Here is a 14905-nt window from a genome sequence, read left to right as displayed (position 1 = left end):
TCGCTCAGCCGGCCTCGGGGGCCGTGTCACCCAGAGCCTGGGCGTTGTCCGCGACCCGCGTCAGTATGTCCATGAGGTGGCGTACCTCGTCGAGGCTGATGCCCTTGGTCAGATGCTGCTCCAGCTCGAGCAGCTCCTGCTCGACCGGCTCGTGCAGGAGCCGCCCCTCGTCGGTCAGGTAGAGCCGCACCAGCCGGTTGTCACGATCGTCGCGGCGGCGGGTGAGCAGTCCTGCCGCGGTCATCCGGGTGGCCATCTTGACGATCGTCGGAGTCGTGACATTGACCGCGGCGGCGATCGCCCCGGGCGTCTGACCGTCGTTCTTGTGCAGCGCGGCGAGCACCAGATTCTGCCCCAGGTGCAGTCCGTGGCGTCGTAGAGCGGCGTCCGTGACGGCGCGGAACGTCTTGGAGGCGCGGGTGTACACATCCATGAACTCGCTCACGCTCTACCTCCGATGGCCGGGCGACAGGTGCGCCCGCGTCCGCAGTCTAACCGCCGGGCAGGTAAGTCACTAGCCAGCGAATGACTTGACGGCTATCGATCCCGGTCCCTACAGTCGGCGGCAGAACGTTAGTCGGCAAGTGATGTTCTCTCGTCCCCATCCAGGAGGCACCCAATGAGTTCACCCAGCGCGCCGACGGGGGCGCCTGCGGCCGAGCTGAATCCCCGGCGCTGGGCCATGCTGGCCGTGGCCCTGGTGGCCATGTTCATGGCCATCTTCGACTTCTACGTCATCAACATCGCGACCCCGTCGCTGCAGTCCCAGCTGAACATCGGTGAGGCAACGCTCGAGCTCATCATCGGTGGCTACACGTTCACCTACGCCAGCCTGCTGGTCGCCAGTGGCCGATGGGGTGACATCTTCAGCTACAAGCGGATGTTCATGATCGGCATGGGGCTGTTCACCGTCGCCTCGCTGTTCTGCGGGATCGCGCAGACGGGTTCGCAGCTCGTGGTCGTCCGTCTGATCCAGGGCGTCGGTGCCGCGCTCATGGTGCCGCAGGTGGTGGCCTTCATCACCGTGACCTTCCCGCCGCCGGAGCGACCCAAGGCGCTGTCCTGGTTCGGCGCCACGATCGGTCTCGCCGTGGTCGCCGCCCAGATCCTCGGCGGTGTGCTGCTGTCGGCCGACGTCGCCAGCCTCGGCTGGCGGGTGATCTTCCTGATCAACATTCCGATCGGTCTGGTCACCATGCTGCTCGCGGCCAAGCTGCTCCCCAACGCCAGGGCCGCCCGCAAGCCGAAGCAGGACGTGATCGGCAACATCGGCATCTCGATCACTCTCGGCCTCGCCATCCTGCCTGTCGTCCTCGGCCGCTCCGAGGGGTGGCCGGTCTGGGGCTGGATCATGCTGGGCCTCTCGGTGCCCTTCGCGATCGGCACCGTGATGTACGAGAAGGCGTTGCTCGCCAAGGGCGGCGAGCCGATGCTGAACCTGTCGCTGTTCCAGAACAAGTCCTACGGCGTGGGCATCCTGATCATCGTCGGCGTGATGACCTTCTATTCCGGGTTCATCTTCGGTATGACGATGTTCCTGCAGTTCGGCCTGGGGCTGTCTCCGCTGAGGGCCGGTCTCACCTTCGGGCCGATGGGCCTCGGCTTCGCGCTCAGCTCTCTGATGGCCCGTCCGATGCTGATGAAGTACGGCGTCAAGGTCATCACCATCGGTCAGGTGCTCCTGGTGCTGAGCACCGTGGTGCTGCTGTTCCAGCTGAACTTCTCGGGGACGGACACGTCCGCCTGGGAGATGGTCGTGCCGATGGTTCTCGGCGGCCTCGGTACGGGTGTCACACTGCCCGCGCTCACGGGCGTGGTCATGTCCAAGGTGGCGCCGCAGCAGGCGGGTGTCGCCTCGGGTCTGCTGAGCACCGCCCAGCAGTTCGCCAACACGATCGGTGTCGCCGTCTTCGGCGTGTTCTTCTTCAACGCGCTGGGCAGCGGCCCGACCAAGGGCGACTACGTGCAGGGCCTGGAGGTCGTGGGCTGGTACGGCATCGGGCTCAGCCTCCTCACGCTGGCGGCCACCTTCCTGCTGCCGCGTGGCCCGATGGGCCCGCCGCCGGGGGCCCGTCCGCCGGCCGGCGCCCCGGCCGTGGACGCTCAGGCCCAGGCCACCCCTTCCGTCGGCGCCAAGGCGGGCGGCCAGTAGTCCTGCGGTCCGCGCCCGGGACGGTTGCCCGGGATCGCTTCCCCGGCAACCGTCCGCATCCAGCCCGGCTCTGTCGCAGGTCACCCCCCCGCCCTGGAGCAGAGCCGAACCCCACACCGTCTCACCGGTGTTGGTGCACAACCCGGCGCCCCGTCTCCCTGCTTCGGCCGGAAGGCGGGGCGCTCGGCGTGTGCCGCACCCGCCCGTCGCGTGGAGCCCCTGGCCCCTCGTGGCCCCCGCCGGACGGGACGACATCCCCTCCTTGTACGGCATTCCGTTGACACGCCCGCCCAGACGCGTATCCTTCAACGGGCAGTGAAATCATCAAGTGGTGAGTGGCGGGCTCTGGGGCAGCCCGGTCGGCGTACCCCGATCCGGCGCCGCGGCAGTCCACGTCCCAATCCGTTCTGCCGGGCCTGTCGCACCGGCCACCCCGGGCGGCCTCTGGCTCCAGTGTTTGGAGGGCTGAATGTCAACTGAAGGCGTGTCGGTGGGCGCGGACGAAGCGCCGATATCCCTTGCCGAGGCGGCTGCCGCGGCGGGGTGTCCGGTTCATCTGGGCAACGAGTTCGGAAACGCCCCGTACCCCGTGTACAAGGAAGTGCAGGAGGCCGGGCCGGTACGCCCGGTGATCCTCCGTGATGGCTCCGAGGCGTACATCATCACCCGCTACGACGACGTACGGGCCTGCTACGCCGATCCGCGGCTGAGCAGCAGCCTGGACGACGCCCCCAAGCCGAAGGGGGCCGGCTCTCTCGCGGCCCCGCCGGTCGGCGGCCTGGTGCTGCGGCGCGACGAGGCCTCCGGGCACATGATGATCAATCAGGACCCGCCGGACCACACCAGGCTGCGCAAGCTGGTGGTGCCGTCGTTCGCGGCCAAGCGGGTCAACGCGATGGAGCCCCACATCCTGCGCATAGCCGACGAGTTGCTGGGCCCCCTCGCCGGCGAGGACCGGGTGGAGCTCATCGAGCGCTATGCCAAGCCGCTGCCGGTGATGGTGCAGTCGCAACTGCTGGGCGTGTCGCCGGACAAGCACGAGGCGTTCACCCGGGGCATGGACGAGCTGACCGGCGGCAAGGACGTCGAGGCGGCCCAGGGCGGGCTGGACCTGATCAAGGAGCTGCTGGCCGAGCAGATCGCCCACAAGCGTCTTCACCCTGCCGAGGACCTGCTGACCACTTTGGTCCAGGTGGCCGAGGAGGAGGGGCGGATGGAGGAGATCGAGCTCCTCGCCTCGGCGATCCAGGTCATGCTGGCCGGCTACTTCGGCATTCAGAGCATGATCGGAAACTGTGTGTACTGGCTGCTCAAGTACCCGGAGATGAAGGAGAAACTGCTCGCCGACCCGTCGCTGATGCCTGCCGCGATGGACGAGATCTTCCGCTTCGACGGGCCCCAGCAGCCCGGCTCGAACCGCTACGCGACGGAGGACATCGAGGTCGGCGGTGGGGTGATCCCCAAGGGCTCGCTCGTGATCTTGTCCGTCTCGGCGGCCAACCGCGACCCGAAGAGGTTCCCCAACCCCGATGTGCTGGACTTCGAGCGGGAGAACGCCGCGGACCACATCGCCTTCGGCTCCGGGATCCACTTCTGCGTCGGCTCGCGGCTGGCGCTGAAGGTGGTGGGCCTGGCAACCCTGTCCCTGCTGCAGGAGTTCCCCCACATGCGTCTCGCCATCCCCGAGGAAGAGCTCAACTGGGAGCTGCGCACCCCCTTCCGCGGCCTGGACTCGCTCCCCGTCTTCCTGCGCTGAACCCTGCGGGCGCGCCGCCAGGAGCCGTCCGGTCGTGTCGCCGTGCCGCCCTGCGTCCGGTTCCCGGGGTTGTTTGACTTGCCCTCGCGCTTGACGCGGCGACTCGGCCGGACGGTCAAGTCGCGTTCTGGAGAGGTGTGTTGACACACCACCGTAACATCGTCGAGCATTCATCAAGCGTTGAATTCATCAACTGTGGGTTCCCGTCATTCTGGAGGTCCAGAGTCCATGGCACTCGACAGTGCTCCCGCGAACAACCCGGGGAGCCCCACCTCGCTCGAGGCCGGGACCGGCGAGAACGCAGGCAAGGGACGGCGGTTGCTGGTTGAGGCGCTGCGGCGGATCGAGCAGCTCAACGCTGCCACGGCTGCGGGTGCCTTACGGCCGGCGGAGCCGATCGCCATCATCGGCCTGGGCTGCCGGATGCCCGGCGGCGTCAGCTCCCCCGAGGGCTTCTGGCAGCTGCTGCGGAACGGCGTGGACGCCACTCGCGAGTTCCCCGCCGACCGCGGGGACGCCTCCCAGCTGCACGACCCCGACCCGGAGGCGCCAGGGAAGGCCTATGTGATCCGCGGCGGATTCCTCGACGAGGTCGACCGGTTCGAACCCGGAGTCTTCGGCATCTCGCCCCGCGAAGCGGTCGGCATGGACCCCCAGCAGCGGATGATCCTCCATGTCGTCTGGGAAGTGCTGGAACGCGCCGGCTACGCACCTGACAGCCTCGAAGGCAGCCAGACCGGCGTATTCATCGGGGTGTCGACCACCGACTACGTGCGCGCCCGTCAGGAGGTCGGCGACATTCGCGACGTGGACGGCTACCAGCTGATCGGTGAGCCGTCGTTCGTCGCCGGCCGCGTCTCGTACACCTTCGGTCTGATGGGACCGAGCAAGGTCGTGGACACCACCTGCTCCTCCTCCCTCGTCGCCCTGCACGACGCGTGCCAGTCGCTGCGGCTCGGTGAGTGCGATCTGGCGTTGGCCGGCGGTGTCAACCTGATGCTGACGCCGTACAACTTCGTGCTGCTCAGCAAGTTCCGGGCGCTGTCTCCCGACGGCCGCTGCAAGACCTTCGACGCCTCCGCCGACGGCTACGCCCGCGGCGAAGGGGCCGGTGTCGTGGTCCTGAAGCGCCTCTCGGACGCGCTGGAGGCGAACGACAACATCCTCGCGGTGGTCCGTGGAACCGCCGTCAACCACGACGGCCGCTCCAGCGGGATCTCGGTACCCAACCCGGCCGCCCAGCAGGCCGTGATCCGTTCGGCCCTGGAGCAGGCGAAGCTCGACCCCGCCGAGATCGGCTACGTCGAGGCACACGGAACCGGTACCGCGCTCGGCGACCCCATCGAACTACGCGCCCTCCAGCAGGCGGTGGGCCAGTACCACAGCAAGGACAGTCCGCTGCTGATCGGTTCCGTGAAGACCAACATCGGCCACCTGGAACCGGCGGCCGGCGTCGCCGGACTGCTCAAGCTGGTGCTCTCGCTGCAGCACGACGAGATTCCGAAGCACCTGCACATGACCGAGCCCAACCCCAACGTGGACTGGAACGCCCTCGACATCGAGGTCGTCACCGAGCGCCGCCCCTGGCCCGGCGACAAGCCCGCCAAGATCGGGGCCGTCAGCAGCTTCGGCGCGTCCGGCACCAACGCGCACGCGATCATCTCCGAACCGCCCCGGCCGCCCGAGCCGTCCGAGCAGGCCGACTCCTCCAAGGCCCTGGCCCGCGACGTCGACGTGCTAACCCTCTCCGCCCGCAGCGAGAGCGCGCTGCGCGAGCTGGCGAGCAACTACGCGGCCGCCCTGCGGGAGAACCTCGGCCTGTCGCTCGCCGATGTCTGCTTCACCACACACCTCGGACGGTCCCGGCTGTCGACCGGCGTCGCGGTGGCCGCCACCAACACCACCGCGCTGGCCGACGCCCTCGACGCCTTCGTCGCCGGCCGGCGCGAGGACCGCACGGTGACGGAATCCCTCGCCCCGCACCGGCAGCGCAAGGTGGCCTGGCTGTTCACCGGCCAGGGCTCGCAGTACCCGCGGATGGGTGAACTCCTGCGCTCCGAACCGGTGTACGCGACCGCGATCGACGAGGTCGCCCGCCACCTCGACCCGCACCTCGACCGTCCCCTGGCCGACCTGCTCGCACAAGCGTCCACCGACCCCGACCCCGTCGATCCGTCCTCACCGCTGCACCGCACCGGGTACACGCAGCCCGCCCTGTTCGCCATCGAGTACGCGCTTGCCCAGCTGTGGAAGTCGTGGGGTGTCACTCCCGCCGCCGTGATGGGGCACAGCGTCGGCGAGATCGCCGCCGCCACCGCGGCAGGCGTCATGGACCTGGCCGACGCGTGCAGGCTGGTCGCCGCCCGCGGCCGCCTCATGGAAGCCCTTCCCGCCGGCGGTGTCATGGCCACCATCGTCTGCGACGAGACCAGGGCCCGCGAGGCGATCGCCGACTTCCCGGGCACCGTCGCCATCGCCGCCGTCAACGGCCCCGCCGACACGGTCATCTCGGGCGCGGCAGACGACGTTGCCACCATCACCACCGCGCTGGAGAAGGAGGGGATCAAGCACCGCCTGTTGACCGTGTCGCACGCCTTCCACTCCCCTCTGATGGCGCCGGCCCTCGCCGAGCTGCGTGAGGTGGCCGGGTCGATCACCTACCGGGCACCGAACATCCCGCTGGTCTCCAACGCCACCGGCAGGTTCGTGCGCCCCGGCGAGATCGATGCCGACTACTGGATACGACATGCAGCGGGCGCGGTCCGATTCGCCGACGGCATCCGGGCCCTGTACGACGACTCCTTCCGCACCTTCCTGGAGATCGGCCCCCAGCCCGTCCTGTCCGGTCTGGGCTCGCGCGGCCTGGACGACACGGCCTGCCGGTTCATTCCCACACTGCGCCGCCGTCTGGACGACCGGCAGTCGGCTTACAGCGCGCTCGGCGCGCTGCACCTGCGCGGGATCTCCGTCGACTGGGCTGCCTACCACGACGGCGACCGGGGCCGCCGCGTGCCCCTGCCCACCTACGCCTGGGAAGGCGAGTCCTACTGGTTCTCCCCCGTATCCGAGGCACGTGTCGCACCCGCCGGGGACCCGGTACCGGGTCTCGGACAGCGACTGAACTCGGCGCACCCGGCCTACCAGCTCGATCTGACCGAGCCCCGCTGGGAGCGCGAGGCCCAGACGCGAGCCGAGGGAGGTTCCCGGATCTCGGCGGGCTCGCTCCTGGACGCGGCGCTGGTCGCGGCGAGTGACGGGTTCGGTGGTAACTGGGCCGCGGCCGGCGACGTGGTGGCCGACGAGCCGCTCCCCCTGGACGGAGAGCGGACCCTGCACCTCACCCTCACCGACGAAGGCATCTCCGCCGCCTTCCAGATCCGCAGCACCTCGAAGGCGGAGGAGGCCTCGGCCGCACCCTGGCGACTGCACCTGAGCGGCAAGCTGCGCCGGCGCCCCAGCCCGAACGGACGGGAGTACGTACCCTTCGCCGCCAAGGGCCGCACCGGAAGTGAACTCGACTGGAAGCAGGCAGGGTTGTCGTTCGCCACGGCTGACGTGGTGCTGCATGCCGAGCGTGGCACCGGCGGCACCGAGCTCAGGCTTGCCGGGGGCGGACAGGGGCGGGCCGTCGTCATCGACGCGGCCGTCGCCGCCGTCGCCTGGGCAGCCGGGGGAACGGTCATCGGCGGCCCGGGAGCGATCGCCGAGGCGCTCTGCGCCGACCCCGGCGCCGTGCACTACGTACAGGCCACCGCCGAGACCGCGGCGGACGGTGCGGTCCGCGGCCGGGCCGACCTCTACGGCGCCGATCGCGACTGGCTCGGTACGGTGGACGGCATCGAGATCGCTCTCCCCGCGCCCGGCCCCGCCCCCGAACCATGGAGGGATCCGAACGAGCTGCTCTACCGCATGGTGTGGCAGCCCGCCGAGACCGAAGGGGGCGCTCCCCAGGCCGACCTGCGGGGCACCGAGGTGCTGTTGATCGCCAACGACGGTGGGGCGGCCGAGCGGCTCGCGGCGGCCCTGACTGAGGCCGGCGCAGCACCGACGGTCGTTCCCGCTCCCACAACGGAACCCAGTGACGTGGCAGGCCGGGCCCTGCACAACGAGGCGCTGTCGAACCTGCTGGGTGAGTGGCGACGCCGGCGTACCGCACGTGCCGATCGAGGCACGGCCACGGGCCGGGTTCCTGGCAGGGTGATCGTCCTGACCGGCCTCGACGCTCCCGCGCCAGACGCCACCGACGCCCGCTCCCTGGTCACCTTCCGCGACCGGGCGGAGCTGCTCGCGGTCGGTGTCGTGCAGGCCCTCAACGCCGAGCCCGCAGACGAGCAGATCACCCTCACTCTCGTCACACGCGGGGCGGTCGCCACGGGGGAGGACCAGGTCCGGCACACTCCGGCCGCGGCCCCGCTGTGGGGACTGAGCAGGGTCGTCGCCCTGGAGCACCCGCAGCACTGGGGCGGCGCGATCGACCTCGATCCCGATGCCGAGGACCCCGCCGAGGCGCTCGTCGAGGCGCTGTCCTGGAGCGGTGCCGAGGACCAGCAGGCGCTGCGAGGCGGCGTCCGCCTGGCGGCCAGGATCGTTGCCAGTCACCTCGACGGTGACATCCTGCGCCGAGAGATCGCGGTGCGTCCCCACGGCACCTATCTGCTGACCGGTGCCTTCGGCGGGATCGGCCAGGAGGTGGCACGCTGGCTGGCGCTGCGCGGCGCCGGAAAGCTGGTGCTGCTCGGCCGCACCGAGCTGCCGGACCGCAGGCGTTGGAACCACGCGAGGCTGAAGGAGAGCGCCAAGGAGCGGATTCGGGTGGTCCGCGAGCTGGAGGGCATCGGTGCCGAGGTCGAGGTCATCGCCGCGGACGTGGCCGACCAGGACGCGATCACCACGCTCATCGAGCGGCTTGCCCAAGACGCGGCCCTGCCCCTGGCCGGAGTCGTGCACGCCGCGGGCGTCTCCGGGCCCCAGTTCGTCCGTGAGGTCAGCCGCCTCGAGTACGACAAGGTGTGGCGGCCCAAGGTGGTCGGCGCCTGGGTGCTGCACCAGGCCACCGAGAACGTCCCGCTGGACTTCTTCCTCGGCCTGTCCTCGATCGCGGCGACCTGGGGTTCGCAGCACCTGACGAGTTACGCGGCCGGCAACGCCTTCCTCGACGGGCTGGCCTGGCACCGCCACTCCCGGGGCCTGGCCGCGCTGACGATCGACTGGTCCTCCTGGGAGCTGGAGTCGGCGCTGTTCGACGGGGAGATCGCGGCCTTCCTGGCGGCCACCGGTCTGCGTCCCCTGTCCGCGCCTCAGTCGCTGCGGCTGATGAGTGCACTGCTGGGCAGCACGGAGACGAACCACATCGTGTGCTCGGCCGACTGGCCGACGTACAAGTCGATCCTGGAGGCTCGGGCGGAGCGTCCCGTGCTGCGCCGGATCGAGATCGCCGCCCCGGACGGCGAAGAGGGCGAAGAGGCCGCCCCGATTCTGGGTGAGCTGCTCGACGCGGCGCCCGAGGAGCGGCTGGACATGCTGGGCGTCTACCTCCGTGAGCAGCTCGCGCAGTTGCTGCGGCTGCCGGTGGCCGACCTGGCGGGAGAGTTCCACCTGCTCGACATGGGCCTGGACTCGCTGATGGTGATGGAGCTGATCAGCCGTTGCCGCAAGGACCTCGCCGTGGAGATCAAGAGCCCCGAGTTCTTTGCGACCGACGCCAACTACTGGGCGGTATTCCTCCTGGAACGGATCGAGTTGCGGTACCCCGAATCCGAGATCGCCGACTCCGCGGACGGCACCGCGACTGAAGAAGGCTGGTGAGGTACATGAGCATGCCCATGAAAACGCCCATTCCACGGGAGCGGTACGACGTGGCGATCCTGGGCGCCGGCATCGCCGGGTCCATGCTCGCGGCGGTACTCGCCCGCAACGGGGTGAAGGCACTGCTGCTGGACGCCGGCACGCATCCGCGGTTCGCGGTCGGTGAGTCCACGATCCCGTACACCTCGGCGCTGGTACGGCTCATCTCCGCGCGGTACGACGTGCCGGAGATCGCGTCCCTCGCCACGTACAAGGACATCCGCGACAACATCTCCCGCAACTGCGGCTGGAAGAAGAACTTCGGCTTCGTCTACCACCGCCCCGGACACGCCCAGAACCCGTCCGAGGCCAACCAGCTGGTCCTGCCGGTGGCGCTGCAGACCGAGACGCACCTGTTCCGTCAGGACGTGGACGCGTCCATGTTCAACGTCGCGCTTCAGTACGGCGCGGACGCCCGGACCGGGGTGCGGATCAATGACATCGACATCGACGGTGGCACCGGTGTGGTCCTGAGCGCCGAGTCCGGCGAGGAGTTCCACGCCGAATACATCGTGGACGCTTCCGGATTCCGCTCGCCGTTGGCCAACCGGCTCAGTCTGCGCGAGGAGCCCACCCGCGCGCGGACGCACTCGAGGTCGGTCTTCACACACATGGTCGGGGTCAAGCCGTACGACGAGACGATGTCGGGAGGCCTGCACCGCCAGCCCAGTCGGTGGCACGACGGCACGCTGCACCACGTCTTCGACGGCGGGTGGCTGTGGGTGATCCCGTTCGACAACAACAAGGACTCCCTCAACCCCCTGTGCAGCGTCGGCCTAACGCTGGACCCGCGGGTCCACCCGGCCGGCGACGCCTCACCGCAGGAGGAGTTCGACGCCTTCCTCCAGCGTTTCCCGGATGTGGCCACGCAGTTCGAGGGGGCCCGGGCCGCCCGTCCGTGGGTGGCGACAGGGCGACTGCAGTACTCATCCAAGCAGGTCATCGGCGACCGGTTCTGCCTCACCTCGCACGCAGCCGGCTTCATCGACCCGCTCTACTCCCGTGGCCTGACCAACTCGTTCGAGGTGGTCAACGCCCTCGCCTGGCGGCTCATCGACGCCGCCCGGGACGGCGACTGGGCGATGGAACGGTTCCAGTACGTCGAAGAACTTCAGCAGGGCCTGTTCGACGTGCACGACGACCTCGTCTATACCTCGTTCGTCGCCTTCCGTGACTACGACTTGTGGAACGCGGTCTTCCGCACCTGGGCGCTGAGCACCGTTCTGGCGGCGCTCTCGCTCGAGAACGCGTACTTCGCGTTCGCCACGCACGGCCGGGACGAAATTTTCCGCGACCTGGAGCAGACCCGGTATCCGGGATCACCGTTCCCGATCAGCGAGACGTACAACCAGATGCGCTTCACGGCGCTGGAGCTGTGCCTCCAGGTGGACGAGGGGGCGCTGGCCCCGAAGGACGCGGCGGACCGATTGTTCGGCGTGCTCCAGGAGGCCGACTACGTACCCGCGGCGTTCCGGATCGGTGACCCGAAAGAGCGCTACGTCTTCATCACGCCGCCCAAGATGGCCCAGGCCGCCCGCTGGGCGGGCACCGAGGCTCCCAAGGAGGTCGGCGAGCTGATGCACGGCGCCATGAGCGGGCTCGTCAAGGAACGTCTTCGGAACATGGTGTCCCGGCCCGGCCGCCGGTGATCCCGCTGCCTACCACGACCGACCACGACGGAACGAAGAACGAGGAGAGCTGACGTGATCACAACAACAGGCGAGGGTGTGGACGGCGGCGCTGCGGAGACCGTCACCTATGACGTGGCGATTCTCGGCTCCGGCCTGGCCGGCTCGCTCCTCGCGGCGATCCTGGCGCGGCAGGGCGCCAAGGTCCTGCTGCTCGACGGTGGACAGCACCCCCGGTTCGCCATCGGCGAGTCGACCATCCCGTACACGCTGCTGACGCTGCGGACCCTGGCCGAGCGCTACGACGTTCCGGAGATATCCGCGCTGGCGTCGTTCACCGAGACGACCAAGACCCTGGGCGCACGGTTCGGCGTCAAGCGTCACTTCGGGTTCCTGCTGCACCGCGAGGGCGCCCCGCAGAATCCTCGTGAGGTCAACGAGTTCGGCACCCCGCCGCAGGTCCTGCACGAGGCCGCGCACTACTTCAGGCAGGACGTCGACGCGTATCTGTTCCATGTGGCCGCCAAGTACGGCGCGAAGGTGCGGCAGAACTTCCTCGTCGACGACATCGACTTCGACGGCTCGGGCGTGACGCTCAGCGGCCGACGCGGCGAGTACCGTGCGCGCCACATCGTGGACGCCTCCGGCTTCCGCTCGCCGGTGGCCGAGAAGTTCGGGCTGCGCGAGGACCCGGTGCGCTTCAAGCACCACTCACGGTCGCTGTGGAACCACGCGCTGAACGTCACGCCCACCGACCAACTGTTCGACCACATCCACCCCGAGCTGCGGCCGCCACTGCCCTGGTACGAGGGCACGGTCCACCACATGTTCGAGCGGGGTTGGGCCTGGGTGATCGGCTTCGACAACAACAAGTGGTCGACGAACCCGTTGTGCAGCATCGGCATGACGGTCGACCCGCGCGTCTACCCCAAAGTGCCCGGGATGAGCCCCGAGGAGGACTTCGCCCGGCTCTGCGCCCCCTTCCCGGACATCGCCCGGCAGTTCGAGAGTGCCATCCCGGTGCGCGAGTGGGTTTCCACCGACCGCCTGCAGTACTCCTCCAGCGCCACCGTGGGTGATCGCTGGACGCTGCTCTCGCACGCGGCGGGGTTCATCGACCCGCTGTTCTCGCGGGGCCTGTCCAACACCTGCGAGGCGATCAACATCCTCGCCTACCGGCTGTTGCGAGCGTTCAAGGACGACGACTTCTCCGCAGAGCAGTTCGCCCATGTCGACCGGCTCCAACAGTCGATGCTCGACGTGAACGACGAACTCGTCAACGCGGCGTTCATTTCCTGGGCCGACTACGGCCTATGGAGCGCGATCTTCCGGATCTGGGGCTGGGGGGCGAACGCCGGCACCTACCGGATGCAGGAGTCGCTCACCAGGTTCCGCGAGGACGGCCGTGACGAACACTTCGTCAACCTGGAGGACGTCCCGCACGTCGGCCTGTACTGGCCCGACAACGACGGCTTCGCCGAACTGCACAACCTGATGGTCAAGCAGACCGACGCATTCGAAGCGGGCACCACATCCGCGGCCGAAGCTGCCGACGTGCTGTACGAGGAGATCCAACAGGCCGACTACTTCCCCAAGGGCTTCGGACTGGCCGAGCGCGAGGTCCGCTTCATCGTTCCGACGCCGAAGAAGATGTTCAACCTCGTCCGTTGGGCCGTGAAGGAGGGGGATCCCCAGGTGGCCCGCATGCTCACCGCGAACGCGCGTGCGGTGGCGAAGGCGAGGCTTCGGGGGAAGAAGCTGTTCTGATCTCGCTCAGTCCGTCATCGGCGACCTAGTGGAGGAGAACACATGAATATCGGCCGGCAGGAGTTCGCCGACCCTGAAGAGAAGTACGACATCGCACTCGTCGGAGCCCATCTGGCGTCGAACCTGCTGGCGGCCGTCCTGGCCCGGCACGGACTGCGAGTCCTGCTGGTGGACGCCGAGGTAGACGCCGTGACCCCGGCCGGGGAAACCACCGTCCCGTACACCGCCGAGGTCTTCTTCACCCTGGCCAGGCGGTTCGACGTCCCAGAGATCGCGTCGTTCGGGCTCACCTGCGACCTGCCCGACTCGGTGAGGCGCACCAGTGGTGTCAAACGCAGCCTGAGCTTCCTGCACCACCAGCCCGGGCAGCTGCAGAACCCCGCTCACACGGTTCAGTTCAACGTGCCCGGTGAGCACTCCGAGTGGCACATGTTCCGCCCGGACGTGGACGCGTACGCACACGAGGTGGCGCGCAAATACGGCGCCCGCGTGCCGCGGCACCGCAGCAGGATGACCGACATCGCGCCGCTTCCCGGCAACACGGGTGTGAGCGTCACGACCGCGGACGGAGTCCGCTATCAGGCCCGCTATCTGGTGGACGCGATCGGTATGGAGTCGCCGATCATCGCCAGGCTCGGTGGACCGGATCCGGTGGCGGACATGCGTGCCCGTTCCCGTGTGATGACCGCGCACTTCAGCGGGCTGCGACAGTTCGAGGACGCGGTGCCGCTGGAGAACTACCCCAAGGCGTCGCCCTGGTCGGCGGGCACGATCAGCCACTTGTTCAACGGCGGCTGGATCCAGGTCGCCCACTTCGATAACCACCCCGAGGCCGGCACTCAGCGGGCCTCGGTCGCCGTGAGTGTCGACCCCGATGTCTTCGGCGACCTCCCGAAGGACCCCGAGGCCGGGTTCCGGTCACTGATCGATCGGTTCCCGCAGCTTCGGGAGACATTCTCCGGCGCGGTCGCCACGACACCGTGGAGCACCGACGACGTGTGGCAGCGCACCGTCTCCCCGACGGTGGGCGGTCGGCACTTCCTGTTCGAGCGCTCGGCCAGCCGCAACGACATGTTCCTCTCCCGGGACGTCACGATGGCGGCCGAGTTGGTCTATGCCCTTGCACCCGTACTGCTCCAGGCGGCCCGGACGGACGACTGGTCCCCGCAGCGGTTCGCTCCGGTGGCCGCCTTCCAGGCGGAACTGATCGCCTTCAACGACCGGATCATCGCTGCCGCCCAGATTGCCGCGCGAGACTTCCGACTGTGGAACGCGTTCAGCCGGGTGTGGCTGCTGTGGTCGATGCTGGCGGCCCTGTCGCTGAAGAGCACCCGCAACCACGCTCTCAGCAACGGCGACTGGCGACCGACGCATCGGCTGAGCGAGGGTGCATTCTGGTTCGCACTGCCCCGCGGCCTGCCAGAGCTGCTGGAGCAGACCTTCGCGTGGACCGAGGAAATCCGCGCGGGCCGACTCGCCACGAGCGCCGCCGCCAGCCGGATTTGGCAGGCTCTGGAAGATGCGCCGTTCACGCCGCCTCTTTACGGCTTCGCCGACCCCGACGACCGTTACTACCACTTCACCCTCACCAAGCGGCTCAAGGCGCTGGCCTGGACGAAGACGGTCGCCCCGGCGGAGTTCCGGACGATGCTGACGAAGGAGAACCTGACCAACGTTCCGCCGTCGGCTATGCACTGACGCCCGGGCGCATCATCCCCCAGCAGCATGTCCCAGAGGGTTGAAACCTCTGGGACATGT

7 protein-coding genes are annotated in these 14905 nt (G+C 68.8%); 6 read left to right on the top strand and 1 reads right to left on the bottom strand.

Translation table 11 applies throughout. The annotated features are described in order from the left end of the window. Positions 1 to 4: 4 nt before the first annotated feature. Positions 5 to 445, bottom strand: coding sequence for a MarR family winged helix-turn-helix transcriptional regulator (locus tag OG306_RS00170; RefSeq protein ID WP_266908897.1), 441 nt, complete (start codon positions 443 to 445; stop codon positions 5 to 7). Positions 446 to 619: 174 nt separating this feature from the next. On the opposite strand from OG306_RS00170, the gene OG306_RS00165 reads away from it, so the two are divergent. The 6 genes from OG306_RS00165 (at position 620) to OG306_RS00140 (ending at position 14845) form a co-directional block, all read left to right on the top strand. Beyond that, entirely contained in the window at positions 620 to 2152 is a 1533-nt protein-coding gene (locus OG306_RS00165; protein ID WP_266908896.1) for an MFS transporter, read from the top strand. A 469-nt stretch (positions 2153 to 2621) separates the two neighbouring features. Beyond that, positions 2622 to 3908 carry a cytochrome P450 gene (locus tag OG306_RS00160; protein ID WP_266908894.1) on the top strand — a complete coding sequence of 429 codons (1287 nt, stop codon included), beginning with the start codon at positions 2622 to 2624 and terminating at the stop codon, positions 3906 to 3908. A 228-nt stretch (positions 3909 to 4136) separates the two neighbouring features. Beyond that, positions 4137 to 9713 carry a type I polyketide synthase gene (locus tag OG306_RS00155; protein WP_327258289.1) on the top strand — a complete coding sequence of 1859 codons (5577 nt, stop codon included), beginning with the start codon at positions 4137 to 4139 and terminating at the stop codon, positions 9711 to 9713. A gap of 5 nt (positions 9714 to 9718) precedes the next feature. Next, positions 9719 to 11401 (top strand): NAD(P)/FAD-dependent oxidoreductase, encoded by a 1683-nt coding sequence (locus tag OG306_RS00150; protein WP_432762222.1) that lies wholly within the window; start codon positions 9719 to 9721, stop codon positions 11399 to 11401. 54 nt (positions 11402 to 11455) lie between these two features. Continuing rightward, complete coding sequence (locus tag OG306_RS00145; RefSeq protein WP_266908888.1) at positions 11456 to 13147, top strand: NAD(P)/FAD-dependent oxidoreductase; 1692 nt, start codon at positions 11456 to 11458, stop codon at positions 13145 to 13147. Positions 13148 to 13189: 42 nt separating this feature from the next. Next, positions 13190 to 14845: an NAD(P)/FAD-dependent oxidoreductase gene (locus OG306_RS00140; RefSeq protein ID WP_266908886.1), complete on the top strand. Its 1656-nt coding sequence runs from the start codon at positions 13190 to 13192 to the stop codon at positions 14843 to 14845. Positions 14846 to 14905 lie beyond the last annotated feature (60 nt).

It is taken from the genome of Streptomyces sp. NBC_01241 (assembly GCF_041435435.1).
Classification (GTDB): domain Bacteria; phylum Actinomycetota; class Actinomycetes; order Streptomycetales; family Streptomycetaceae; genus Streptomyces.
This window is presented reverse-complemented; position numbering and strand designations above follow the sequence as displayed.

Bases quoted from the DNA above. Each gene is read 5' to 3' on its own strand.
- OG306_RS00165 (WP_266908896.1), top strand. From the start codon at position 620: ATGAGTTCACCCAGCGCGCCGACGGGGGCGCCTGCGGCCGAGCTGAAT.
- OG306_RS00150 (WP_432762222.1), top strand. From the start codon at position 9,719: ATGAGCATGCCCATGAAAACGCCCATTCCACGGGAGCGGTACGACGTG.
- OG306_RS00155 (WP_327258289.1), top strand. From the start codon at position 4,137: ATGGCACTCGACAGTGCTCCCGCGAACAACCCGGGGAGCCCCACCTCG.
- OG306_RS00160 (WP_266908894.1), top strand. From the start codon at position 2,622: ATGTCAACTGAAGGCGTGTCGGTGGGCGCGGACGAAGCGCCGATATCC.
- OG306_RS00140 (WP_266908886.1), top strand. From the start codon at position 13,190: ATGAATATCGGCCGGCAGGAGTTCGCCGACCCTGAAGAGAAGTACGAC.